The organism is Pantoea sp. 18059, assembly GCF_902706165.1.
In the GTDB taxonomy this organism is placed as follows: Bacteria; Pseudomonadota; Gammaproteobacteria; order Enterobacterales; family Enterobacteriaceae; genus Pantoea; species Pantoea agglomerans.
Window position 1 is genome coordinate 97108 of record NZ_CACSJS010000001.1, and the last position, 26644, is coordinate 123751.

Consider the following 26644-nt stretch of genomic DNA (forward strand, 5'->3'; position numbering starts at 1 on the left):
AAGGCGATATGTGTCAGGCCACAGCCTGCACCTCGACCGGCACGATCAGGCTGGCGTGATTGCCTTTCGGGCCTTCGTGGACATCGAACTGAACCTGCTGGCCTGCCTTAAGCGTGCGGTAGCCTTCCATCTGAATGGTGGAGTAGTGCGCAAAAATATCTTCGCCACCGCCAATCGGACAGATAAAGCCAAAGCCTTTGGAATTGTTGAACCATTTAACTGTGCCCGTCTCCATGCTTTTACTTCCCTCGCAAGACATTTTATAAGTAGGTGAGGTCATCGAAGCTGTGAGTCGGATTTGATTAAAACTCAATCAGCCTGTGCAGCTAGAATGTAGAGAAAGCGCGGCTGACGTCAAGCAAACCACCGGGCCAGGTGGGGAAAAAATCATCAAAATTTGAGGCAGTTAACGCTATTGCAAATTTTGTGATGCAGGTCGCGCAGGGGAATTTCTGAATAAATTTTCAGCAGCGGCATGCGGCTTGACAGGCATGTTAAACTCTCAATATGTAGCTACTTAAAGGCTAAAAGCAAAATCTCAACGGAACACTATGGCAAACGCAAACGACTGGCTTAACTTTGAACATCTGGCCGACGATAAAGTACGTGAAGGGTTAAAGCCGCCTTCTATGTATAAAGTCATTCTGAATAATGACGATTATACACCTATGGAATTTGTTATTGACGTTGTACAAAAGTTCTTTTCTTATGATGTTGAACGTGCAACGCAGCTGATGTTGAAAGTTCACTATCACGGCAAGGCGATCTGTGGTGTATTTACTGCAGAAGTCGCCGAAACAAAAGCGGCCCAGGTGAACAACTATGCACGGGAAAATCATCATCCGTTGCTGTGTACGCTGGAAAAGGCCTGAACCCGTCTCCATATAGGAAACAGGTAAGGGCGATAATTGGGGGAGGTGCCTAATGCTCAATCAAGAACTGGAACTCAGTTTAAATATGGCTTTCGCCAGAGCGCGTGAGCACCGTCATGAGTTTATGACCGTCGAGCATCTGTTACTGGCGTTGCTCAGTAACCCGTCGGCCAGAGAGGCACTGGAAGCCTGTACGGTGGACATTGTGGCTCTGCGGCAGGAACTCGAAGCCTTCATCGAACAAACCACGCCCGTGCTGCCTGCCAGCGAAGAGGAGCGTGATACACAACCCACGCTTAGCTTCCAGCGCGTCCTGCAGCGTGCGGTTTTCCATGTCCAGTCATCCGGTCGCAGCGAAGTCTCCGGTGCGAATGTGCTGGTCGCCATTTTCAGCGAGCAGGAGTCGCAAGCGGCTTATCTGCTACGCAAACATGAAGTGAGCCGCCTTGATGTGGTGAACTTCATCTCTCACGGTACGCGTAAAGATGAGTCCGGCCAGGCGCCAGGCGCAGAAAATCCGGTTAACGAAGAGCAAGCAGGCGGGGAGGAGCGTATGGAAAACTTCACCACCAATCTTAATCAGCTTGCTCGCGTCGGTGGTATTGATCCACTGATTGGTCGCGATAAAGAGCTGGAACGTACCGTTCAGGTGCTATGTCGTCGCCGTAAAAATAACCCGCTGCTGGTGGGTGAGTCGGGTGTGGGTAAAACCGCCATTGCTGAAGGTCTCGCCTGGCGCATAGAGCAGGGCGATGTACCGGAAGTGATGAAAGACTGCACGATCTACTCACTGGATATCGGTTCGTTATTAGCCGGCACCAAGTACCGTGGTGACTTTGAAAAACGTTTCAAAGCGCTGCTGAAGCAACTGGAGCAGGACGAACACAGCATTCTGTTTATCGATGAGATCCATACCATCATCGGTGCGGGTGCTGCATCCGGCGGCCAGGTCGATGCTGCGAACCTGATCAAACCTCTTCTTTCCTCTGGCAAGATTCGGGTGATGGGTTCCACCACCTATCAGGAATTCAGCAACATCTTTGAAAAAGATCGTGCCCTGGCGCGTCGCTTCCAGAAGATCGATATCACGGAGCCTTCACCAGAAGAGACCGTGCAGATCCTGAATGGCCTGAAGACCAAGTACGAAGCGCATCACGATGTGCGCTATACCGCGAAAGCGGTGCGCGCAGCCGTGGAACTGGCGGTGAAATATATCAACGACCGTCATCTGCCTGACAAGGCGATTGATGTGATTGATGAAGCGGGTGCGCGAGCGCGCCTGATGCCAGCCAGTAAGCGCAAGAAAACCATCAACGTCTCTGACATTGAAACGGTGGTGGCCCGTATTGCCCGTATTCCTGAGCAAAGCGTGTCAGCAAGCGACCGCGATACGCTGAAAAATCTGGGCGATCGTCTGAAGATGCTGGTGTTTGGTCAGGACAACGCCATTGAGGCGCTGACGGAAGCGATCAAAATGAGCCGTGCAGGTCTGGGTCAGGATCGTAAGCCGGTCGGTTCCTTCCTGTTTGCCGGGCCTACCGGTGTCGGTAAAACGGAAGTCACCGTGCAGCTGGCGAAAGCGCTGGGCATTGAGTTGCTGCGCTTTGATATGTCCGAGTATATGGAGCGTCACACCGTCAGCCGTTTGATTGGTGCGCCTCCGGGTTACGTCGGTTTTGATCAGGGCGGCCTGCTGACGGATGCGGTGATTAAGCATCCTCATGCGGTGGTGTTGCTGGATGAGATTGAGAAAGCACACCCGGATGTCTTCAACCTGCTGCTGCAGGTGATGGATAACGGTATGCTGACCGACAACAACGGTCGCAAAGCGGACTTCCGCAACGTGGTGCTGGTCATGACCACTAACGCCGGTGTCCGCGAGACTGAACGTAAGTCGATTGGCCTGATTCATCAGGACAACAGCACCGATGCCATGGAAGAGATCAAAAAGATGTTTTCTCCAGAGTTTCGTAACCGTCTCGACAACATTATCTGGTTCAGTCACCTGTCACCAGAGGTGATCCATCAGGTGGTCGACAAGTTCATTGTCGAGTTGCAGGCGCAGCTGGATGCCAAAGGCGTGTCGCTGGAAGTCAGCGATGAAGCACGCGACTGGCTTGCTGAGAAAGGCTACGACAAAGCGATGGGCGCTCGTCCGATGGCGCGCACCGTGCAGGACAGCCTGAAGAAACCGTTAGCCAATGAACTGCTGTTTGGTTCGCTGGTGGATGGCGGCTCGGTGTCAGTGGCGCTGGATCGTGAGAAAGGTGAACTGACCTATCACTTCCTGAGTGCTGAAAAACGCAAAACCGAAGGCACTGTTCATTAATCACCTGCTGCAGATATGAAAAAGGCCGGATTAAAATCCGGCCTTTTTTTCGCTGCAAATTGCAGAGCGATGAGATTACTGCAAATTAGCGACTACGGAAGACAATGCGGCCTTTGCTCAGGTCGTACGGGGTCAGCTCAACGGTCACTTTGTCACCCGTCAGGATGCGGATGTAGTTTTTGCGCATTTTACCGGAGATATGAGCAGTAACCACGTGTCCGTTCTCAAGTTCTACGCGGAACATGGTGTTAGGTAACGTATCCAGTACGGTACCTTGCATTTCAATATTGTCTTCTTTGGCCATCGAATCCTCTGGGTGTACTACCTTTCAGTTGAACCGGCAAGATAATGCCCAATTCAACGATTTATGTAAAGAACCGTCGGCGATTTTGCCAACGCTTTGCCGGGGTGCACGTCAGTCGCGCGCATCCGGTAAAATTAGGGTGTTTATGTGACGTCTGCGGGGGATTAGCGGGCTAAGAATCTGTATCAACCGGTTACACGCGCACGATTGAAAACAGTTCCGAGAGTGCGTTGAGATTCCCAGCCTGGCAATTCCGGCTCGTTATTGCGAAGCGCGGACGACATACCAAACTCGACCATTATACCACTTAATACGCCTTTATGTGTGCAAAACATCTCTGTGCGACTAAAAAAGGGTTTGTGTCTGCCAGCAGCCATCGCTGACAGGCTGGCACGCAAGGCTTTGTACATATTGCAGATAGTCGGCGCGCGGGATCTCCTGCGCGCCCAAAGAGGCCGTATGAGGGTTAAGTACCTGACAATCCACCAGACGGCCCTGATGTCTGAGAAAATGCTGACAAAATACCCAAAGTGCGGTTTTTGACGCATTCTGCTGACGGCTGAACATTGATTCGCCGCAGAAGATTTGCCCCATCGCCAGCCCATACATGCCACCTGCCAGCTGATGTTCGTCCCATACTTCAATGGAGTGGGCGTGGCCCAGTTCATACAATCGCAACCAGGCGCGCTTCATTTCAAAGGTGATCCAGGTGCCTTCCTCACGACCGGTGGCACAGCCCTCGATCACCTCGGCAAATGACTCATTCATCGTCACCCGATAGGGCGAACGGCTGTGGAAACGCTTCATGCTCCGGCTGAGATGAAACTGCTCAGGCAATAGCACTGCACGGGGATCGGGCGACCACCAGAGAATCGGGTCGCCAGAAGAAAACCACGGAAAGATGCCGCGCTGATAAGCGTTAAGTAACCGGGCAGGGGAGAGATCACCCCCCATGGCCAGCAGGCCGTTTGGCTCGCGCAGCGCCATCTCCGGTGGGGGAAATTGCAAAGATTCCCGTGACAGTTGTACCAGTCTCATCGCGTTTTGTTACCTATCAGCATTTCGCTAAGACTATAGCGCAATCCGCTGTCGGAAACGCCAGTACCGACCCGCTTTTGAGATTAATTCGGCATGACTTCCCTGTTCCACAATCACGCCATTATCCATCACGCAGATGCGATCCATCTGCTCCAGGCCGCTGAGACGGTGGGTGACCATTATTACGGTCTTGCCAGCGGTCAGCCGCTGCAGCAGGGTGAGGATATGCTGCTCGGTTGTGGCATCCAGTCCTTCGGTGGGTTCATCCAGCAGCCAGAGATCGCCGTTATGCAGTAACGCACGCGCCAGCGCCAGCCGACGCAGTTCGCCGCCTGACAGCGGGCGACCGCCTTCTCCCATCCAGGCGTTTAATCCTTCCGGGCTCTCAAGCAGGCGCTGCAGGCCGACGTCATTCAGCACGCGGCGTAACTGCTCATCAGTAGCATCGGGACAGGCCAGCAGTAGGTTATCACGCAGGCTCTGACTGAAGAGATGAACCCGCTGAGTCACCACGCTGATGCGCTGACGCAGCGCTGGTTCTGACCATGCGGTGATCGGCAGGTCATTCAGGCTGATGACACCGTGCTGGCTATCCCAGCCACGGGTCAACAGCGCCAGCAGAGTGGATTTGCCGCAGCCGGTCGGCCCCAGCAGTGCAATGTGTTCACCGGCTGCCACCTTAAGGGTAAAGCGGTTCAGCACCTTATCAGGGCGGTCGGGATAGCTGAAGTCGAGCTGATCGATATCGACCGCGAGACGTCCTGGCCGGGCATCTGAATCTGCCGGAAAGGTGATAGCGGGTGACTGATCGATAATGTCATTGACCCGCTGAGCGGCATTTATCACCTGAGACATGGGCAGAAAGGCCCCCGCAACCGGTGCCAGCGCCTCGAAAGCAGCCAGCGCGCAAAACACCACCAGTGCAATCAGCGAGCCGGGCAACTGCTGCTGGCTGATTGTCGCCGCACTGAGCCAGAGCAACAGTGTGACGGTTACGCCGCTGATCAGCAGCAGCAGGCTCTGTGCTGCAGCCTGCAAACGCTGTTGCTGGCTCTGAGCCTGCTGCCAGCGCTGTTCATCTTCATCAAGTTGCTGACGCCAGTCCCGCGAGGCACCGTACAGGGTGAGTTCAGCCTGAGCCGCCAGCCACTGCATCAGCTGTAAGCGCCAGCGGGCGCGCCCACGGGCAATCGCGCCGCCTGCGGGCGATCCCAGACGGTAAAACAGCGCTGGCATCACCACCAGGGTACTCAGCATGATGCCGCCCAGCGTCAGTGCAAGCTGAAGATCGATGACGCTCATTCCGAGGGTAACCACGACAATCACCACCAGTGCGCCGATCAGCGGCGAGATGACGCGCAGATAGAGGTGATCCAGCGTATCGACATCGGCCACGAAGCGGTTGAGCAGGTCCGCCTGCCGGAAACGCGAAAGCTGACCTGGCGAAAGGGCCATCAGGCGACTGAAGGTGTGGACACGCAGATGCTGAAGAACCCTGAATGTTGCATCGTGGCTGACCAGCCGTTCAGCATAGCGTGCGGCAGTGCGAATGATGGCGGCGCCACGTACGCCTGCCGCAGGCAGCATATAGTTGAAGGTATAGAGACCGGCTACGCCTGCCACTGACGAGGCGGCCAGAAACCAGCCTGAAAGCGTCAGCAGGCCGATGCTGGCCAGCAGGGTAACAATCGCCAGCACGATGCCCAGCACCAGGCGATAAGGGTGGCGCAGCCAGAGACGAAGAAAAGGACGCAAGGCGGACATCAGCGAATCTCCTGTTGACGATGCTTCAGCATCTCACTGAAAGCACCCGGCTGTTGCGACAGCTGCTGCCAGTTACCCTGTTGCACCAGCTTACCGGCTTCCATTACCCAGAGGGTCTGCCAGTGACTTAGCGTATCAATCTGATGGGTTATCATCAGCGTGGTCTGGCGGGCTGCCGCCTGGTTCAGCGCCAGCATCACATGACGTTCACTGAGTGCATCCAGGCTGGCTGCGGGTTCATCGAGCAGCAAAAAATGCGAGGGTTTATAGAGTGCGCGCGCGACCGCGACCCGCTGCGCCTGACCCACCGACAGCTGATTACCGCCATCGCCTGGCAGGGTGTCAATGCCCTGGGGCAGACGAGGTAGGAACTCATTAATGCCGCACGACTCCAGCAGTGCCGCAAAACGCTCGTCATCCCAGGCCGCATTCATCACGATATTGTCGCGCAAGGTGGCGGCCGGTAACTGAGGATTCTGTCCTACCCAACTGAGCTGCTGATGCCAGTCACTCCGTCGTATATCGCGAAGTTCAACGCCATTCGCTTTCAGCGAACCCTGATAAGGCAGAAAACCGAGCAGGGCGTTCATCAGAGCCGTTTTACCGGCCCCGCTTTGACCGACCAGCGCAATCTGTTCGCCAGGGACGACAGTAAAAGAGAGCGGGCCGCACAACACCTGACCATCAGGCGCACAGACACGCAGATCTTCGGCGGTAAGTGCGATTGAGCGATCGGCAGTGAAGGGCAACTGGCCTTCCTGCGGCGCGGTGGCAGGCGTCGCCTGCATAAAGGCTTCAAGGGCATCGGCACCGCCTACAGCCTGGGCTTTGGCGTGATAGAAAGCGCCGAGATCGCGCAGCGGCTGGAAAAACTCCGGGGCGAGGATCAGCACCAGAAAGCCGGCAAACAGCGTCACGCCCTGGCCGTAATCACCAAAATGCAATTCGCCCAGATAGGAGAAACCAAAGTAGACGGCCACCACGGCAATCGCCAGCGAGGCAAAAAACTCCAGCACGGCAGAGGAGAGAAAGGCTAAGCGCAGCACTTCCATGGTGCGCTGGCGAAAATCGGTGGTGGCGGCGGCAACCGCCTGCTGCTCCGCTGCGCCACGATGAAACAGCCGCAGCGTCTCTCTGCCGCGCAGGCGGTCGAGAAAGTTACCGCTCAGGCGGGCCAGCACCAGGAAGTTCCGGCGGTTGGCCTCGGCCGCACCCATCCCGACCAGTGCCATAAATAGCGGAATCAGTGGCGCGGTGGCAAACAGGATCAGACCCGCCGTCCAGTTGAGCGGAAAAATAGTCAGCAGAATGCAGCAGGGGATCAGCACCGCTAGGGTCATCTGCGGCAGATAGCGCGCGTAATACTCCTGCATCTCTTCGATCTGCTCCAGCAGCAGCGTCGCCCAGCTGCCGGCTGGCTTTCCCTGAATCCACGCCGGCCCCAGATCAGATAACCGGTCTAATACCTGCTGACGTAAAGCCTGACGGATAGCCTGTCCGGCACGATAACCGGTCAGTTCACGGGCATAGTTAATCAGGGCGCGGAGCACAAAGCAGAGCAGTAACAGCAGGATGCTGACTGTCAGGGATTCACGCGGTTGCTGGTCAACAATCAGAGCCTGCAGCAGCGAGGCCAGTAAACCCGCCTGAGCAATGATCAGAAGTGCACTTGCCATGCCCAGCAGGGTGTTGAGTCGCAACCAGCGACCGGCGAAATGACGTTGCTGACGAAGCCAGCGGGTAAGATGCTGCTGCCGCGATTTGTCCATGCGAGACCATGATGAATGTCGATGACGGGTGAAAATGGAAAGACATTTCCATCTCTTCAGGCGCAAGAATCTAGCATGAGAGCAATAAAAAAGGCGACGGAAAAACCGTCGCCAGGAACATTTGAGATCAGAGGGTTAACAACTTACTGATCGTTTTTAACCAGTCCGTCAAGAAAGCGCTCAGCGTCTAACGCGGCCATACAACCGGTGCCCGCAGAGGTGATCGCCTGACGATAGATATGGTCCATCACATCGCCTGCCGCAAAGACGCCAGGGATGCTGGTCTGAGTGGCGTTGCCGTGCAGACCTGACTGAACTTTGATGTAACCGTTCTCCAGCGCCAGCTGACCCTCAAAAATGGCCGTATTCGGGCTGTGTCCGATAGCAACAAAAAGACCCGCCACCTCCAGCGCTTCTGTCTCATCACTGTTCTGGGTAGAACGCAGTGTCAGACCGGTGACACCCATCTGATCGCCCACCACTTCTTCCAGCGTGCGATGGGTGTGCAGCACGATATTGCCATTGCGCACTTTTTCCATCAGGCGGTCGATCAGGATCTTCTCTGCGCGGAAGCTGTCACGACGGTGAATAAGGTGCACTTCAGCCGCAATATTCGCCAGGTAGAGCGCTTCTTCCACAGCCGTGTTGCCACCGCCAATCACCGCGACTTTCTGGTTGCGATAGAAGAAGCCGTCACAGGTTGCACAGGCAGAGACGCCTTTGCCTTTGAAGGCCTCTTCGGAAGGCAGACCGAGGTAGCGCGCTGACGCACCGGTGGCGATGATCAGGGCATCTGCCGTGTATTCGCCGCTGTCACCCGTAAGGCGGAACGGACGGTTCTGCAAATCGACGGTGTGAATGTGATCGAAAATGATCTCAGTATTAAATTTTTCGGCATGCTCATGCATCCGCTCCATCAGCGATGGACCTGTCAGATCGTGCGGGTCGCCCGGCCAGTTCTCCACCTCGGTGGTAGTGGTCAGCTGTCCACCTTTTTCCAGACCCGTAATCAGTACCGGGTTCAGGTTGGCGCGTGCAGCATAAACGGCTGCGGTATAACCCGCTGGGCCGGAGCCCAGAATGAGTAACTTACTGTGTTTGGCCGTACTCATGCGTTCCTCAGTTTCATTCGGCTGACATAGCCTGCGATTGTAGGGAATATCCGGCGACAATGACAAGGCTTAGGCAATTTTGTTAACGATAGCTGCAAACGGCGTAGACGATGAGCGACGGTTTTGCCTGGCCAATGCGCCAAAAGGGGGCAAAACTCGGGTTAGAGGGGTGCAATAGTGGAAAAATAGTCATTTAAAAACAGATACCCAGCGGACTGTCTGGCATCTTGTCCTGAATTTGGTGATTTTACTTTGACAATCGCCTGCGCTTTTGCGAAAACATTATCAGAAGCGAATAACATTTATCGGAACAAAACAGGTTTTCATCGCCCGTTTTGCACGTAACGCCGAATAAAAGCAGCCTGATATGGATAATGACGCATGATGTGGACAGACAACATGCGTCATATCGATAGGTGTCAGAACACAGGCTCTGTTAGCTCACTTCAGAAATGCCCCGAACAATGAGCGTTTTCAGGGCGTGGCAGGTAAAGGGAAGGAATTAAGAGAGACAATAATAATGGTAGACAATAAGAAACGCCCCGGGAAAGACCTCGACAGAATTGACAGGAACATTCTGAATGAACTTCAGAAAGATGGTCGCATTTCAAACGTAGAGCTTTCCAAACGCGTAGGCTTATCGCCTACGCCATGTCTTGAACGCGTGCGTCGTCTCGAACGTCAGGGATTTATTCTTGGCTACACCGCGCAGTTGAACCCGCACTATCTGGATGCGTCGCTGCTGGTGTTCGTTGAGATTACTCTGAATCGTGGTGCACCGGATGTGTTTGAGCAATTTAACGCCGCTGTGCAAAAACTTGAGGAAACTCAAGAGTGTCACCTCGTTTCCGGCGATTTCGACTACCTGCTGAAAACGCGCGTACCTGATATGTCAGCCTACCGTAAGCTGCTGGGTGAAACCCTGTTGCGCCTGCCGGGCGTAAACGACACGCGTACGTATGTGGTGATGGAAGAGGTTAAACAGAGCAATCGACTGGTGATCAAAACTCGCTGATGCGGGGCAGGTGCAAAACCTGTGAGATTTCGGTACACTCCTGTGCATTCATACAGGATCAGCGTCGGGCTCGCCCGGCGCTGTTGCTTCTTACTTTACAGGCACCTGGAGAGTCCTCTTGAGCCAGGAATATACAGAAGATAAAGACGTTTCGTTACAATCGATGAGCAGTGGACGTCGTCTGCTGGAAGCGATGCTCATTCTGGTGGCGCTGTTTGCCATCTACCTGATGGTTTCTCTGGTCAGTTTTAACCCTTCCGACCCGAGCTGGTCGCAAACGGCCTGGCATGAACCTATCCATAATATCGGCGGCAGCGTCGGTGCCTGGCTGGCTGACACCTTACTCTTCATCTTTGGTGTGATGGCGTATGCCATTCCGCCCGTCATCCTGGGACTGTGCTGGATTGCTTTCCGTCAGCGCGACAGCCAGGACTACTTTGACTACTTTGCCGTCGGGCTGCGCTTAATTGGCGTCCTCGCGCTGGTGGTGACGACCTGTGGTATGGCGGCGCTGAATGCCGATGATATCTGGTACTTTGCCTCGGGCGGCGTGATCGGCAGCCTGGTCAGTAATGCTATTGCACCCTGGTTCAGTCCGGCTGGCGGCACGCTGATGCTGCTCTGCGTCTGGGCGGCGGGCATTACCCTTTACACCGGCTGGTCATGGCTCACCATTGCAGAAAGAATTGGTGGCGTAGTCATGGGCGTACTGACGTTTGCCAGCAACCGCTCTCGTCACGATGAACCCTGGCAGGAAGAGGATGACGAGCGGGACGCGCGTGAATACGCGGATGTGCCTGAGCTTCATGCCGCCGATCAGGATGATGATGTGCTGCTTTCTGCCCCACGTGCAGCTGCTGAGCCTGCGGCGTCACAACAGGATCCGCTGCTGGCTAAAGCTGCAGCAGCCACCAGTGCGGCAGTCGCGGCCACCGCTGAAGCCGCCGAGGTGACCCTCGCCCCTGCAGCCACGGTGACGCCAGCATCTGTCGCTGCACCTGCTGCTCCGGTTACAGCTTCGGCGCCTGCCGCGTCAGCGACATCCATCCCTGCATCGCCGTCTGCACAACCTGCGCCTGTGTACGCACAGAGCGCGCCAGCTCCGCAGAGTGTGGCGAATTCCCCGACGCCGCCGCAGAGTGCTTCTGCACCCGCAGACTCACCACCGCTTTATCATTTTGAAATGCCAGACGACGCTCCGGCTACGCCGTCGTTCAGTGCTTACGACGATGATGAACCTAAAATGGGTAACTGGCGGGATACGTCAGCCATCCCTGCGGCATCGGCGGCAGCGGCATCCGCTGCAACGGCAGCCCAGGCAACAACGCGTACTGCGCCTGTTTTTGATTTAGCCCCTGAAACCAATCTCAATCCGCAGGTTAAACAAGGTATCGGTCCGGCACTGCCGCGTCCTAAGCCGGTAAAACTGCCAACCCGTCGTGAGCTGGCCTCTTATGGCATTAAGCTGCCTTCTCAGCGCATGGCAGAAGAGAAAGCGAAAACGGAAGAGACCGAACCGGTTAGTGCTGGCTCCGTTTCCTCTGCTCCGGATGCTGAAGAGGCGCTGCAGCAGGCTGAACTGCGACAGGCTTTCCAGTCTGAACAGCAGCAGCGTTACGGCACCAGCTGGCAGCAGGACGAGGAAGATGAACAGGATGCACAGCAGCAGGATGCACTGGCCCGTCAGTTCGCCGAGCAGCAACAGCAGCGCTATGAGCCAGAAGTGAAAAAAGAGCCGGTATTCAATATTGATACCGCCTCAGCGTTTGATTTTTCACCGATGAAAGATCTGGTGGATGACGGTCCTTCTGAACCGCTGTTTACCATTGCGGCGACGCCAGAACCTGAAGCTCCAGCGGTTTCACACGAACCCTGGCAGCAGGTGAGTGAGGTTTCAAGACCTCAGGCTCCGGCTCATGTTCCTGCACCAGCCAGCTTTGCCCCGGCAGCACCGTCTGAACCTGACTATGCTGCGCCTGCGGCAACCTCTGCGCCCGCTTATGGTGCCCCTGCGGCTCCTCAGGCTCCGGCTTACGCTGCGCCTGCCTTTGGCACGCCAGCGGCAGCGCCGGTTCAGCCGGTGGAAGAGGCGAAACCTTCACTGCATGACAGCCTGATTCATCCATTCCTGATGCGTCACGAGCAGCCGCTGGAGAAACCTTCCACGCCACTGCCTTCGCTGGATCTGCTGACCGCACCGCCTGAAGAGGAAGAACCGGTTGATATGTTCTCGCTGGAGCAGACTGCCCGTCTGGTGGAGTCGCGCTTAGGCGATTATCGCGTCAAAGCGGAGGTGGTCGGTATCTCGCCTGGCCCGGTTATTACCCGTTTCGAACTTGACCTGGCACCGGGCGTTAAAGCGGCGCGTATCTCCAATCTGTCCCGCGATCTGGCGCGTTCGCTGTCGACGGTAGCGGTTCGTGTGGTGGAAGTGATCCCAGGCAAACCCTACGTAGGTCTGGAACTGCCAAACAAGCATCGTCAGACCGTCTATCTGCGTGAAGTGCTGGATTGCCCTAAATTCCGCGACAACCCTTCACCGCTGGCCGTCGTGCTGGGTAAAGACATTGCCGGTCAGCCGGTGGTAGCCGATCTGGCGAAAATGCCACACTTACTGGTCGCCGGTACCACCGGTTCCGGTAAATCTGTGGGCGTGAACGCCATGATTATCAGCATGCTGTATAAGGCGACGCCGGAAGAAGTTCGCTTCATCATGATCGACCCGAAAATGCTTGAGCTGTCGGTCTATGAAGGTATTCCGCATCTGCTGACCGAAGTGGTCACAGACATGAAGGATGCTGCCAATGCGCTGCGCTGGAGCGTCGGTGAAATGGAGCGTCGCTACAAGCTGATGTCGGCGCTGGGCGTGCGTAATCTGGCGGGCTACAACGAAAAAGTGGAACAGGCCGAAGCGATGGGTCGTCCGATTCCCGATCCGTTCTGGAAGCCGGGCGACAGCATGGATATGACGCCGCCGGTTCTGGAGAAGCTGCCTTATATTGTTGTGATGGTCGATGAGTTTGCTGACCTGATCATGGCAGTCGGTAAAAAGGTGGAAGAGCTGATTGCCCGCCTGGCACAGAAAGCCCGTGCTGCCGGCATCCATCTGGTACTGGCGACACAGCGTCCATCCGTGGATGTCATTACCGGTCTGATCAAAGCGAACATTCCGACGCGTATCGCCTTTACCGTTTCCAGCAAAATTGATTCACGTACCATTCTCGATCAGGGCGGCGCGGAGTCATTGCTGGGTATGGGTGACATGCTCTACATGCCGCCGAACTCCTCGCTGCCGATTCGTGTTCACGGTGCGTTTGTTCGTGACCAGGAAGTGCATGCAGTGGTTCAGGACTGGAAAGCGCGTGGTCGTCCGCAATATATCGACAGCATTACGGCGGGCGAAGAGAGCGAAAATGCCGGTGGCATCGACAGTGATGAAGAGCTCGATCCGCTGTTCGATCAGGCGGTCGGTTTTGTGGTCGATAAGCGCCGTGCGTCGATTTCAGGCGTTCAGCGTCAGTTCCGCATCGGCTATAACCGCGCGGCACGTATCATTGAACAGATGGAAGCGCAGGGCATCGTTTCTGCACCAGGACACAATGGTAACCGTGAAGTGCTGTCGCCACCGCCACACGATATGTAGTGGCTAAATGTTTTGAAACACAACGCAATGAGCCAGTTCCGACTGGCTCATTGTTTTTATGCGGTTAAACCCCATATCTGAATCAGCTTTCGGTTTTTTCCTCTGTTCTGATGGCGGAACGGCGGCCAGGCTTAATGCAGTTATCGATGGGAACGTTTAAATAAGGAATTGAAGCAGATGAAATTACGCGTAATCGCTCTGGGCCTGTTGGCCACCTTTTCTTCAGCCAGCGTTCTGGCTGATGCTTCCAGTGATCTGCAACAGCGCCTGAACAAGGTCAGCAGCTTCCACGCCAGCTTCACCCAAAAAGTGACCGACAGCAGCGGCGCGAATGTGCAGGACGGCGAAGGCGAATTGTGGGTAAAACGTCCCAGCCTGTTTAACTGGCACATGACCGCGCCGGACGAAAGCATCATCATCTCCGACGGTAAATCGCTGTGGTTCTACAACCCGTTTGTTGAGCAGGCGACAGTCAGCCTGTTGCAGAATGCGACCAGCAACACGCCCTTTATGCTGATTGCCCGCAACCAGTCAAATGACTGGAAGCAGTACAATATCAAACAGCAGGGTGACAATTTTGAACTGACACCTAAGAACAGCGACGGCAACCTGAAACAGTTCACCATCCAGGTGACGTCCAGCGGGACCATCAACCGCTTCAGTGCTATCGAGCAGGATGGCCAGCGCAGCGATTACCAGCTGAAAAGCCAGCAGAATGGCGCTATCAGCCCGGATAAATTCACGTTCACACCGCCAAAAGGCGTGACGGTGGACGACCAACGTCAGTGAGGTCACGGTGAGTAACCTGTCCCTGGATTTTTCCACCGAAAATTTCAAACCTCTGGCCGCGCGTATGCGGCCAGAAACATTGAAACAGTACATTGGTCAGCAACATCTGCTGGGCGCAGGCAAACCTCTGCCGCGCGCGATTGAAGCAGGGCACCTGCATTCAATGATCCTGTGGGGACCTCCCGGGACCGGCAAGACCACGCTGGCTGAGATCATTGCCCATTACGGTAACGCCGATGTGGAACGTATTTCGGCCGTCACCTCCGGCGTAAAAGAGATCCGTGAGGCGATTGAGCGGGCCCGTCAGAATAAACATGCCGGGCGGCGCACGATCCTGTTTGTGGACGAGGTCCATCGGTTCAACAAGAGCCAGCAGGATGCCTTTCTGCCCCATATCGAAGATGGCACCATTACCTTTATTGGTGCGACCACCGAAAACCCCTCTTTTGAACTTAACTCTGCGTTGTTGTCACGCGCCCGCGTTTACCTGCTGAAATCACTGACTCTGGAAGATATTGAGCAGGTGCTGGATCAGGCGATGCAGGATAAAGCGCGAGGTTATGGGGACAGTGACATCGTGCTGCCGGACAACACACGCAGGATGATCGCTGAACTGGTTAGTGGTGATGCACGTCGGGCGCTGAACACGCTGGAGATGATGGCTGATATGGCCGAAATCACCGCATCAGGTCAGCGAGAACTGACGCCGCAGCTGCTTAACGAAGTCTCTGGTGAGCGATCCGCGCGGTTTGATAATAAAGGCGATCGTTTTTACGATCTGATTTCTGCACTGCACAAATCGGTACGCGGCTCCGCACCGGATGCGGCGCTCTACTGGTATGCGCGCATTATCACTGCGGGCGGCGATCCGCTCTATGTGGCTCGTCGGTTGCTGGCTATTGCCTCCGAAGATGTCGGCAACGCCGATCCGCGCGGTATGCAGGTGGCGATTGCGGCCTGGGATTGCTTCACGCGCGTCGGTCCGGCAGAAGGGGAGCGCGCGATTGCCCAGGCCATTGTTTATCTGGCTTGCGCGCCTAAAAGTAATGCGGTCTACAACGCGTTTAAAGCCGCAATGCGTGATGCACGCGACCATCCCGATTACGATGTGCCGGAACATCTGCGCAATGCCCCGACTAAGCTGATGAAAGAGATGGGCCTGGGTAAAGAGTACCGTTATGCCCATGATGAAACCAACGCCTATGCCGCGGGTGAAGTCTATTTTCCGCAGGAACTGGCCAGCGCGCGCTATTACACCCCAACCCAGCGCGGGCTTGAGGGCAAGATTGGTGAAAAGCTAAGCTGGCTGGCTGAGCAGGATCAAAATAGCCCGACAAAACGCTACCGCTGAAACAGACGTTACGGTAATGTGGGCAATGTTTTCAACGCATTCCGCTGGAATGCGTCCCTTCTTTCAACCAACTTTTTATACACAGGATAAGCATGCTCGATCCCAATCTGCTGCGTAACGAGCCAGACGCAGTCGCAGAAAAACTGGCACGCCGGGGATACAAACTGGATGTGGAAACGCTGCGTTCGCTTGAAGAGCGTCGCAAAGTGCTGCAGGTGGAAACAGAAAATCTGCAGGCAGAGCGTAACTCCCGATCCAAATCCATCGGTCAGGCCAAAGCACGTGGGGAAGACATCGAGCCGCTGCGTCAGGAAGTGAACGCGCTGGGCGAACGCCTGGATGCCGCAAAAGCAGAACTGGATGAACTGCAGAATCAAATCCGTGACTTCTCACTGGCACTGCCGAACATTCCGGCCGATGAAGTGCCGCTGGGCAAAGATGACAGCGAAAACCAGGAAGTGAGCCGCTGGGGTACCCCGCGCGAGTTCAGCTTCCCGGTTAAAGATCACGTTGAGCTGGGTGAAGCGGCTAAAGGCCTGGATTTTGCGTCTGCCGTGAAACTGACCGGTTCACGCTTTGTGGTCATGCAGGGGCAGATTGCCCGCCTGCACCGTGCACTGAGTCAGTTTATGATTGACCTGCACACCGAGCAGCATGGCTACCTTGAAACCTACGTGCCTTATCTGGTTAACCACGAAACGCTTTACGGTACCGGACAGCTGCCTAAGTTTGGCGAAGACCTGTTCCACACCCGTCCGCTGGAAGAGGAGTCAGACAGCAGCAACTATGCGTTAATTCCTACTGCGGAAGTGCCGCTGACTAACCTGGTGCGTGATGAGATCCTCGAAGAGGATAGCCTGCCGGTTAAACTGACTGCGCATACGCCGTGCTTCCGTTCTGAAGCGGGTTCTTACGGTCGTGACACGCGTGGCCTGATCCGTATGCACCAGTTCGACAAAGTTGAGATGGTGCAGATCGTCACGCCGGAGCAGTCAATGGATGCCCTGGAAGAGCTGACCGGTCACGCTGAGAAAGTGCTGCAGCTGCTGAACCTGCCATATCGTAAGGTTTTACTCTGCACCGGCGATATGGGCTTTGGATCGACTAAAACTTACGATCTGGAAGTCTGGCTACCGGCGCAGAATACCTATCGTGAAATTTCATCCTGTTCCAACATGGGTGATTTCCAGGCGCGTCGTATGCAGGCGCGTTGCCGCAACAAACAGGATAAGAAACCGCGTCTGGTTCATACCCTGAATGGCTCAGGGCTGGCCGTAGGCCGTACCCTGGTGGCGGTGCTGGAAAATTATCAGCAGGAAGATGGCCGCATCACTGTGCCTGAGGTTTTACGCCCCTATATGAATGGCGTCGAAATTATCGGCTAAGCAACGGTAACTCTCTGAACCCGGCCATGGCCGGGTTTTTTTATGTTATTGCTCCGGAAAAACTGTTCTGTCAGGCCTCATTTTAATCACAAATAAACGTTATCGATACCAGCCAGGCCGGAATGGCTAAAAACCTAATTTTTCATAGAGATAGCATTTAGCGACCTGCCGCTTGTTACGATTGTAACCCACTGAAGATTAGTAAATTAAATTGTCGCACAGCAAAATGTGCTGCCGTTAAAATTCGCCCATTGACTTTAAAAAGGCCAGTGGCAAACTGCGCGCAATTTCCTTCATTTGCTCTGGTTTCTATCCCCTATGTCAACCTGGTCACGCCCCGTGATATTGCTGCTTTGCGGCCTGATGTTAATGACTGTCGCAATTGCCGTGCTGAATACGCTCGTTCCACTGTGGCTGACGCATGACTTACTGACAACCTGGCAGGTGGGCATCGTAAGCTCCTCCTATTACACCGGTAACCTCGCAGGGACTCTGCTGGCTGGCTGGTTAATCAGGCATTACGGCTTCAACCGCAGCTACTACCTGGCTACCTTGATGTTTGCCGTCGCGACTCTGTGCCTGGCGATGATGTCGGGTTTCTGGGCATGGAGTTCAATGCGTTTCATCGCCGGTGTCGGCTGTGCGCTGATGTGGGTGGTGGTCGAGAGCGCACTTCTGTGCAGCGGAACGGTACGTAATCGGGGACAGCTGCTGGCGGCCTATATGGTTGTCTATTACATCGGCACCGTGACAGGCCAGTTGCTGGTCAGCAAACTGTCTACGGAATTACTCAGCGTGATCCCGTGGGTGACGTCGCTGGTCTTCTGCGCCGTGCTGCCGCTGGTCTTTACTCGCGTCTCCGCCAGCGGTGAAGCGACAGAAGCCGCTCCGGCCCGCATCTGGCCGATGCTGCGTCGCCGTAGCTCACGTCTGGGCATCAATGGCTGCATTATCTCTGGCATCCTTCTGGGCTCGCTTTATGGCCTGATGCCGCTTTACCTGTCACATCAGGGAATGAGTGATGCCAATGTGGGTTACTGGATGGCGTTGCTGGTCAGCGCAGGCATTGTGGGCCAGTGGCCCATTGGCCGTCTGGCCGATCGTTTTGGTCGCATGCTGGTGCTGCGAGTTCAGGTCTTTGTGGTTATCCTGGGTGCGATGGCCATGTTAACCAATGCCGCGATGGCACCAGCGCTATTTGTTCTGGGGCTGGCAGGCTTCACACTCTATCCGGTGGCGATGTCCTGGGCTTGCGAGACGGTCGCACATCATGAACTGGTAGCGATGAATCAGGCACTGCTGATGAGTTATACCGTGGGCAGTCTGGCTGGACCGGCAATGACCTCTGTTCTGATGCAGAATTATTCTGACCAGCTGCTGTTCGTGATGATCGCTGCTGTGGCGCTGATTTATCTGGTGATGCTGCTGCGCAAAGCGAATCATCAGGCTACGCCAGTGGCACATGCCTGATCGCTGAACAGCAAAAAGGGAGCGTTAAGCTCCCTTTTTTTGTGGCAGATTCTTCAGTACATCACTTCGTGGCCATAGCTGGCGAGAATGTTTTTCACGCGCTCCATTGTCTCTTTGCTCGGTGGCTTCACCCCGTCCAGCTTGTACTCTTCACCCATCGCAATCCATTTATGCTTACCCAGTTCGTGATAGGGCAGCAATTCAATCTTCTCAACGTTCTCCATATCACGCGTGAATTCCCCCAGCCGATGCGCGGTGTCATCATCGTCGGAATAGCCGGGCACCACGACAAAACGGATCCATGTCCGTTTGCCTTTTTTCTGCAGGTAACGGGCAAAGTCCAGCGTACGGTGATTAGAGACACCCACCAGAATCTGATGGACGTCATCATTCATCTGTTTCAGGTCGAGCATCACTAAGTCGGTAACGTCGAGCAGTTCATCGATCACCGGATCATAGCGGCGTACGAAGCCGTTGGTGTCGAGACAGGTATGAATACCTTCGGCCTTACAGGCACGGAACCAGTCGCGCACAAATTCAGCCTGAAGAATGGCTTCACCACCCGACGCCGTGACGCCGCCGCCAGAGGCGTTCATAAAATGGCGATAGGAGAGCACATCCGCCATCAGCGCTTCGACGCTGATCTCTTTGCCACCGTGCGTATCCCAGGTGTCGCGGTTGTGACAGTAGAGGCAGCGCATCAGGCAGCCCTGGAAGAAGGTGATAAAACGGATACCGGGACCATCGACGGTGCCGCAGGATTCAAATGAGTGGATACGACCGTTAACTGACATTGCGATGTTTTCTCCAGTGAGTCTGCCGGGACAGACGGCGCAATCTCTGTTGCGCTCAGGGCAGGAAATCGATTCTGGTGGGAACCTTGATGGAGATGACCACCAGAACAGACTTTTAATTAAAAGGCTCCGCGAGGAGCCTTTTTTATCAGGTAGAGCAGTAATTACAGTGACTTAGTGAAGGTTCGGGTAATCACATCCTGCTGCTGCTCTTTAGTCAGTGAGTTAAAGCGCACAGCGTAACCGGAAACGCGAATGGTCAGTTGCGGATATTTCTCTGGATGTTCCATCGCATCCAGCAGCATTTCACGGTTCATAACGTTAACGTTGAGGTGCTGACCGCCTTCGATGCTGGCTTCGTGATGGAAGTAACCATCCATCAGACCGGCAAGGTTGGTTTTCCGCACGTTATCATCTTTACCCAGCGCGTTTGGTACGATTGAGAAGGTATAAGAGATACCATCTTTTGCATAGGCAAACGGCAGTTTCGCGACGGAAGTCAGCGAGGCAACTGCACCTTTCTGGTCACGACCATGCATCGGGTTAGCACCTGGTCCAAACGGCGCGCCAGCGCGACGTCCATCTGGTGTGTTACCGGTTTTCTTACCATATACCACGTTCGAGGTAATGGTCAGAACAGACTGCGTCGGCACGGCATTACGATAGGTGTTCAGCTGCTGAATTTTCTTCATGAAGCGTTCAACCAGATCGCAGGCCAGGTCATCTACCCGTGAGTCGTTGTTACCGAACTGCGGATATTCGCCTTCAATGTCGAAGTCGATGGCCAGACCATCTTCGTCACGAATCGGTTTCACTTTGGCATATTTAATGGCAGAAAGTGAATCCGCAGCGACGGAGAGACCCGCGATACCACAGGCCATGGTGCGGTAGACATCCCGATCATGTAAGGCCATCAGTGCCGCTTCGTAGCTGTATTTATCATGCATGTAGTGAATGATGTTCAGCGAAGTCACATACTGTTTTGCCAGCCAGTCCATGAAGTGATCCATACGCTCCATGACGGTGTCGAAATCCAGTACGTCGTCGCTGATTTTGTCGCCTTTCGGTCCAACCTGCATTTTCAGCTTTTCATCCACGCCGCCGTTGATTGCGTAGAGCAGCGTTTTCGCCAGGTTGGCACGTGCGCCAAAGAACTGCATTTGTTTGCCGACAATCATCGGGCTCACGCAGCAGGCGATTGCGTAGTCATCATTGTCGAAATCAGCACGCATCAGGTCATCGTTCTCATACTGCAAAGATGAGGTATCGATAGAGACTTTAGCGGCATATTTTTTGAAATTAATCGGCAGTTTTTCTGACCACAGGATGGTCATGTTCGGCTCAGGTGAAGGACCCATGGTGTAGAGGGTATTCAGGAAGCGGAACGTACTTTTTGAGACCAGGGTACGGCCATCAACGCCCATACCTGCCAGGGATTCCGTTGCCCAGATTGGGTCACCTGAGAACAGCTCATCATATTCAGGTGTGCGCAGGAAGCGAACCATACGCAGTTTCATCACCAGATGGTCAATCAGTTCCTGTGCCTGCTCTTCAGTCAGTTTACCGGCTTTAAGGTCACGTTCGATGTAAACATCAAGGAAGGTTGAGACGCGGCCAAATGACATGGCAGCACCGTTTTGTGATTTAACTGCAGCCAGGTAGCCATAGTAAGTCCACTGTACTGCTTCAACCGCATTGGTAGCCGGACCGGAGATGTCATGGCCATATTTTGCTGCCATCTCTTTGATCTGGGCCAGCGCATGATGCTGGTCAGAAATCTCTTCACGCAGACGAATAGTCGCTTCCAGATTAACGCCATTCTCTAAATCTTCCTGCAGTGAGGCAAACTGAGCGAATTTATCCGCCATCAGGAAATCGATGCCGTACAGCGCCACACGACGATAGTCACCGATAATACGGCCACGGCCATAAGCATCAGGAAGGCCGGTCAGGATACCTGATTTACGGCAGCGCAAAATGTCCGGGGTATAAACATCGAACACGCCCTGGTTGTGCGTTTTGCGGTATTCGGTGAAGATTTTTTTCAGTGAAGGGTCGAGTTCACGGCCATACACTTTGCATGACCCTTCGACCATTTTGATGCCGCCATAAGGAATGATGGCGCGTTTTAATGGCGCTTCGGTCTGCAGACCAACAATTTTTTCCAGTGGCTTAATGATGTAACCCGCGTCGTGCGAGGTAATGGTTGAGGCGAGATCGGTGTCGAAGTCGACTGGCGCGTGGGTGCGGTTCTCAATTTTGATGCCTTCCAGCACGCTTTCCCACAGTTTGGTGGTCGCTTCGGTGGCACCCGCCAGGAATGACTCGTCACCTTCATATGGGGTGTAGTTTTTCTGAATGAAGTCGCGCACATTGACGCTATTCTGCCATTCGCCTTCAGCAAATCCTTCCCATGCTGAAGCCAGTTTTGCATTAAGTTCGGTCATAATATACCTGCCTTATATGAGGAGACTTTACGGTCGGGCACAGCCAACTTCCTGTGCCGTCAAAAATGCGTTTAATGAACCTGGTCACCTTTACGGAGATAGATAACCCAGTAGGTCAACCCAACCAGAACGCCGCCGCCGATAATGTTTCCGATGGTCACGGGAATCAGGTTGTCGATAATAAAGTTACTGAGGGTCAGTGAGTGAAACTGTGCCGCCGTGGTGCCAGCTGCCTGCCAGAATTCAGGTGTCGCGAAGTCACGAATAGCAATGGCATAGGGTATAAGAAACATGTTGGCGATACTGTGTTCGAAACCGCTTGCGACAAACATCGCAACAGGCAGAATCATCACGACCAGCTTATCGGTCAGGGTGCGGCCTGAGTAACTCATCCAGACGGCGAGACAGACCAGCAGATTGGCCAATGTACCCAGACAAACCGCTTCTATGAAGGTGTGATGCATCTTGTGATCGGCGGTTTGCAGGACATTCAATCCCCAGGCGCCATTCGCGACCATGTGCTGTCCGGCAAACCACATCAGAGCGACAAAGAAGAGTGCACCTGCAAGGTTACCGGCGTAGACGTTAATCCAGTTGCGGGCCAGCTGGCCCCAGCTGATGCGGCCACTGGCTTTGGCGACAACGATTAATACAGTAGAGGTAAAAAGGTCGGCACCACATACCACGACCAGCATTAAGCCGAGTGAAAAGCAGATACCTCCAATCAGTTTGGCTATGCCGTAGGGCATCGCGCCGCTACCGGTGGTCGCTGTAATATAAAAAACGAATGCGATTGAGATAAATACGCCGGCGTTTATTGCCAGAAAGAAGGTCGTAAAAGGATGTTTGGTTGCTTTATAGATACCCGCGTCTTCGGCCACTTTCGCCATCGCGGCGGGTAATAAAAGATTAAAAGGGTTGTCAGTTTTCACACTAACTTACTCCTGAAGTTGTCTGAAAAAATACTAACAAAGGAGTATAGGTCAGTAATTGATATGGATCATGTTTGCCAGGGTGGTAACACACTGGTCGCAAATTAATGAGAAAATTATGAGTTAACTAACTGAATATCAACAAATAAATTTATTTTAAAAATACAAAAATATTTTAATATAAAGTGATGCGCCACTTTTTTAGTTCAGGCTGTGTTATTAATTAATGGCTTATGTGTTAATTAAAATGATGTGATGTAATAAGAAGGAATTTTAAAGTAGCTAATGTTTCATAGAGAAAGTGGGGAATGATGGCACCAGATAAATCCAGTGCCATGGTTAGCCGTCTGCTTTCAGTCTGACGCGTTATGGCTTACGCGTTTTTCCAGTAGTGACGTTTGGCGTTTTGCAGTTTTTCGTAGGCGGCAAGCAGCGACTGATGGGCAGGGAAGGCCTGCAGCTCATCATCAACAGCCTGAAGGCCATTAAACGGATTCTCACCACTGATCGCGGCTGAAGCTGCTTCCATTGCGCTCTCACCATACATCCGCAGGAAAGCGTGATGATACTGCAACGGATCACGCTCATCTTCCATAGCCAGTAACAGCAGGGTCTGCAGGCAACGATAGTAGTTAGCGCGCTCTGGCGTAAAGATTGAGCTGTTAAACTCCATCGTCCATTCTGTCCAGATCAATGCCTGATCCAGATCGCCGCCCGCCAGCGCCAGCATCGCTTTTAATTCGCCAACACGCAGCGTGTACCAGCCATTGTCTTTACCGGTCGCCAGACCCAGCAGCTCACGAACACGGGTGAAGTCGTCAAAGCCTTCATCATCAAGCTGTCCAATCAGATCCAGATACTCTTCCGGATTCCAGTTGCTGTCAGGCAGGGCCAGCAGGGTTTCACGCATGCCCGCTCCCATGCTGTTGTTCGCCAGGAACAGATCTTCTGCCGTGTAGATATCAGACATGCCTGGCACGATGATGCGGCAGGCATAGACACCCAGATGCTCGTAGTCTGCAATATAGACTTCCTGATCTTCCGAGGCGAAGATTGCCATCAGCGTGGCGAATTCCTGTTCGGTGCTGCCCGCGAATGACCAGTCGACAAAAGGATAATCCGCAGTTTCTTTAAACAGATCCCAGGAGATCAGGCCGCTTGAATCGATGAAGTGTGTTTCAAGGTTGGCATGCTCAGCCACTTCTTCGTCATCAAAGGTCGGTGGGGTAAACACATCCAGATCTTTGAGGCTTCGGCCCTGCAGCAACTCGGTAACGGTACGCTCCAGCGCCACACCGAAATCAGGGTGAGCACCAAATGAGGCAAAACAGGTTCCGTTGGTTGGGTTAAACAGCACCACGCAGATAACCGGATATTTACCGCCGAGAGAGGCGTCATAAGCGAAAATCGGGAAGCCTTCCGCTTCAAGACGTGCAATGGCTTCGATCACTTCAGGATAACGTTGCATCACGTCATCTGGAATCGCAGGCAGGCTGATCGCTTCAGCAATAATGCGGTTTTTAATGTAGCGCTCAAACACTTCAGACAGCCCCTGAACACGCGCTTCGTTCGCGGTATTACCTGCCGACATGCCGTTTGAGACATAGAGGTTGCCGATAATATTCATCGGGATATAGACAGTCTGCTGGTCGGACTGACGGGTAAAGGGCAGGGCGCAGATACCACGTTCAGTATTCCCGGACTGCAGATCAATCAGGCCGGAAGCCGTCAGGGCATTGTCGGGATCGTAAAATGCGCGCAGGCGCGGATCCAGAATACCTTCAGGTAAGGACTCATCATCAGGTAACGCAAACCATTTTTCATTGGGATAGTGAACAAAATCGCCGTTAGCGATCTTTTTTCCCAGCCAGAAGTCAGCAAAAAAATAGTTAGTTGAGAGACGCTCGAAATACTCGCCAAGCGCGGAGGCCAGCGCCGCTTTTTTACTGGCGCCTTTGCCGTTGGTAAAACAGAGCGGGCAATCGCGGTCGCGGATATGCACTGACCAGACATGGGGGACAGGATTCAGCCAGGATGCTTCTTCAATGTTAAAGCCAAGATCCTGCAGCTTGTTCTGGAAACGCGCAATGGAGTCTTCCAGTGCGGCATCTTTGCCCGGGATAAATGTTTGCGTCATAGTGCCGCTCTCTCAGTTGTCATAGGGTGCGTAAAGCGCGCAATGATACGGATTTTGCTAACAGACCGCTATCAGGGCGGGACATTTTTACCGGCTTACTTTACCGGCTTAGTTTTCATCACTTTCGCTCTCAGGCCAAACGCGAATTAATGGCGCTGGATAAAGCCTCACAAAATTCCGCGCAGATTTGCATTGGTAACATAACCTCCGGCGAGCCGGATTCAGAAAATGTGACCGCTCCCTGATTTATGATTGCAGCTATCAGAATGCAGTGATAAAACCGGATGGTTATTCATAACCGTTCGATATGACAGTGGTGAGGGGAAATGACGCAAGTTTATAATTTTAGCTCTGGCCCGGCGATGCTACCGGTTGAAGTGCTTCGTCGTGCAGAACAGGAACTGACGAACTGGCGCGGTCTGGGTACCTCTGTAATGGAGATCAGTCACCGCAGTAAAGAGTTTATTCAGGTGGCTGAAGAAGCGGAGCAGGACTTCCGTGATCTGCTAAAAATACCGTCGAATTACAAAGTTTTATTCTGTCATGGTGGGGCGCGTGCGCAGTTCGCTGCCGTACCGGGAAATCTGCTGGGTAAAGCGACCAGTGCCGACTATGTTGATGGCGGTTACTGGGCGCATAGCGCAATAAAAGAAGCGGAAAAGTTTTGTTCCCCACGCACGCTGGATGTCAAAACAACGCGCGACGGTAAACGAGCCATCCTGCCGATGAGCGAATGGGAGGTGAGTGAGACGTCCGCTTACCTGCATTTCTGCCCGAATGAAACCATTGATGGCATCGCGATTGACGAACAGCCCGACTTTGGCAGTAAAACCGTTGTTGCTGATTTCTCATCCACCATTCTGTCACGCCCTATCGATGTGAGTCGTTACGGTGTGATTTATGCGGGTGCGCAGAAAAATGTGGGCCCGGCCGGATTAACGCTGGTTGTCGTTCGCGAAGATCTGCTGGGTCAGGCGCACGCCTCTGTGCCCTCAATCCTCGATTACAAAGTGCTGGCCGATAACGATTCGATGTTTAACACCCCGCCGACTTTTGCGTGGTATCTCTCAGGGCTGGTGTTTAAATGGCTGAAAGAGAAGGGCGGTGTGGCTGAAATTGATCGTATCAATCAGGCAAAATCTGACCTGCTTTATGGCGTAATCGATCACAGTGGCTTCTATCGTAATGATGTGGCAACAGAAAACCGCTCACGCATGAACATCCCTTTCCAGCTGGCCGATGCTTCACTCGATGCGCTGTTCCTGGAAGAGTCGTTTAAGGCGGGATTACACGCGCTTAAAGGCCATCGTGTAGTAGGCGGTATGCGCGCCTCTATTTATAATGCGATGCCGCTGGAAGGTGTGAAGGCCCTGACCGATTTCATGGTCGATTTTGAACGCCGTCACGGCTGATTATTAAGATATCAGCATTGATGCTGATGCCAGACCTCGTCACACGGCGAGGTCTCTGTATTTTTTGAGGATTTCGTTTCA

General features: G+C 53.9%; 19 protein-coding genes. 9 read left to right on the plus strand and 10 right to left on the minus strand.

The features are described 5' to 3' along the window. Nucleotides 1-13 precede the first annotated feature (13 nt). Nucleotides 14-235 (minus strand): cold shock-like protein CspD, encoded by a 222-nt coding sequence (gene cspD, locus GVJ63_RS00475; RefSeq protein ID WP_010254451.1) that lies wholly within the window; start codon nt 233-235, stop codon nt 14-16. A 316-nt stretch (nt 236-551) separates the two neighbouring features. Between cspD and clpS the strand changes: the two genes are divergently transcribed. Both clpS and clpA read left to right on the plus strand, forming a co-directional pair. Then, nucleotides 552-872 (plus strand): ATP-dependent Clp protease adapter ClpS, encoded by a 321-nt coding sequence (gene clpS / locus GVJ63_RS00480; protein WP_010254453.1) that lies wholly within the window; start codon nt 552-554, stop codon nt 870-872. Between the two features lie 52 nt (nt 873-924). Beyond that, a complete protein-coding gene (gene clpA / locus GVJ63_RS00485; RefSeq protein WP_010254457.1) occupies nt 925-3201 on the plus strand; it encodes an ATP-dependent Clp protease ATP-binding subunit ClpA in 2277 nt (758 codons plus the stop codon). Nucleotides 3202-3286: 85 nt separating this feature from the next. Here the strand turns inward: clpA and infA are convergent, their stop codons facing one another. The 5 genes from infA to trxB form a co-directional block, all read right to left on the minus strand. After that, complete coding sequence (infA, locus tag GVJ63_RS00490) at nt 3287-3505, minus strand: translation initiation factor IF-1 (RefSeq protein WP_002211347.1); 219 nt, start codon at nt 3503-3505, stop codon at nt 3287-3289. Between the two features lie 345 nt (nt 3506-3850). Further along, nucleotides 3851-4543 (minus strand): leucyl/phenylalanyl-tRNA--protein transferase, encoded by a 693-nt coding sequence (aat, locus tag GVJ63_RS00495; protein WP_010254921.1) that lies wholly within the window; start codon nt 4541-4543, stop codon nt 3851-3853. A 33-nt stretch (nt 4544-4576) separates the two neighbouring features. Next, entirely contained in the window at nt 4577-6307 is a 1731-nt protein-coding gene (gene cydC / locus GVJ63_RS00500; RefSeq protein WP_159226273.1) for a cysteine/glutathione ABC transporter ATP-binding protein/permease CydC, read from the minus strand. Continuing rightward, on the minus strand, nt 6307-8076 hold the full coding sequence (gene cydD, locus GVJ63_RS00505; RefSeq protein ID WP_159226274.1) for a cysteine/glutathione ABC transporter permease/ATP-binding protein CydD: 1770 nt from the start codon (nt 8074-8076) through the stop codon (nt 6307-6309). Before cydD ends, cydC begins: the two co-directional genes overlap by 1 nt. Nucleotides 8077-8219: 143 nt before the next feature. Then, on the minus strand, nt 8220-9188 hold the full coding sequence (gene trxB, locus GVJ63_RS00510) for a thioredoxin-disulfide reductase (protein ID WP_003849329.1): 969 nt from the start codon (nt 9186-9188) through the stop codon (nt 8220-8222). A 520-nt stretch (nt 9189-9708) separates the two neighbouring features. Here trxB and lrp point away from each other — a divergent pair. The 6 genes from lrp (at nt 9709) to GVJ63_RS00540 (ending at nt 18841) form a co-directional block, all read left to right on the plus strand. After that, nucleotides 9709-10203 carry a leucine-responsive transcriptional regulator Lrp gene (gene lrp, locus GVJ63_RS00515; RefSeq protein WP_006118610.1) on the plus strand — a complete coding sequence of 165 codons (495 nt, stop codon included), beginning with the start codon at nt 9709-9711 and terminating at the stop codon, nt 10201-10203. Between the two features lie 118 nt (nt 10204-10321). Beyond that, the gene (locus tag GVJ63_RS00520; RefSeq protein WP_159226275.1) at nt 10322-13846 is read left to right on the plus strand and encodes a DNA translocase FtsK 4TM domain-containing protein; all 3525 of its coding nucleotides are present in this window, start codon (nt 10322-10324) and stop codon (nt 13844-13846) included. 177 nt (nt 13847-14023) lie between these two features. Beyond that, nucleotides 14024-14635: an outer membrane lipoprotein chaperone LolA gene (gene lolA / locus GVJ63_RS00525; protein ID WP_003849334.1), complete on the plus strand. Its 612-nt coding sequence runs from the start codon at nt 14024-14026 to the stop codon at nt 14633-14635. 7 nt (nt 14636-14642) lie between these two features. After that, the gene (locus GVJ63_RS00530; RefSeq protein WP_010254929.1) at nt 14643-15986 is read left to right on the plus strand and encodes a replication-associated recombination protein A; all 1344 of its coding nucleotides are present in this window, start codon (nt 14643-14645) and stop codon (nt 15984-15986) included. Nucleotides 15987-16078: 92 nt separating this feature from the next. Continuing rightward, nucleotides 16079-17371, plus strand: a complete 1293-nt coding sequence (gene serS / locus GVJ63_RS00535; protein ID WP_010254930.1) for a serine--tRNA ligase — start codon at nt 16079-16081, stop codon at nt 17369-17371. Nucleotides 17372-17689: 318 nt separating this feature from the next. Further along, nucleotides 17690-18841 (plus strand): MFS transporter, encoded by a 1152-nt coding sequence (locus GVJ63_RS00540; protein WP_010254932.1) that lies wholly within the window; start codon nt 17690-17692, stop codon nt 18839-18841. Between the two features lie 53 nt (nt 18842-18894). On the opposite strand, the gene pflA is transcribed toward GVJ63_RS00540, so the two are convergent. The 4 genes from pflA to ycaO all read right to left on the minus strand — a co-directional run bounded on the left by pflA (nt 18895) and on the right by ycaO (nt 25151). Then, nucleotides 18895-19635, minus strand: a complete 741-nt coding sequence (gene pflA / locus GVJ63_RS00545) for a pyruvate formate lyase 1-activating protein (RefSeq protein ID WP_010254935.1) — start codon at nt 19633-19635, stop codon at nt 18895-18897. A gap of 164 nt (nt 19636-19799) precedes the next feature. Next, nucleotides 19800-22082, minus strand: a complete 2283-nt coding sequence (gene pflB, locus GVJ63_RS00550) for a formate C-acetyltransferase (RefSeq protein ID WP_010254936.1) — start codon at nt 22080-22082, stop codon at nt 19800-19802. A 71-nt stretch (nt 22083-22153) separates the two neighbouring features. Beyond that, nucleotides 22154-23014, minus strand: a complete 861-nt coding sequence (gene focA, locus GVJ63_RS00555) for a formate transporter FocA (RefSeq protein WP_010254939.1) — start codon at nt 23012-23014, stop codon at nt 22154-22156. Between the two features lie 373 nt (nt 23015-23387). After that, nucleotides 23388-25151 (minus strand): 30S ribosomal protein S12 methylthiotransferase accessory factor YcaO, encoded by a 1764-nt coding sequence (gene ycaO / locus GVJ63_RS00560; protein WP_159226276.1) that lies wholly within the window; start codon nt 25149-25151, stop codon nt 23388-23390. A gap of 326 nt (nt 25152-25477) precedes the next feature. Between ycaO and serC the strand changes: the two genes are divergently transcribed. Next, a complete protein-coding gene (gene serC, locus GVJ63_RS00565) occupies nt 25478-26563 on the plus strand; it encodes a 3-phosphoserine/phosphohydroxythreonine transaminase (RefSeq protein WP_033757140.1) in 1086 nt (361 codons plus the stop codon). Nucleotides 26564-26644: the final 81 nt, after the last annotated feature.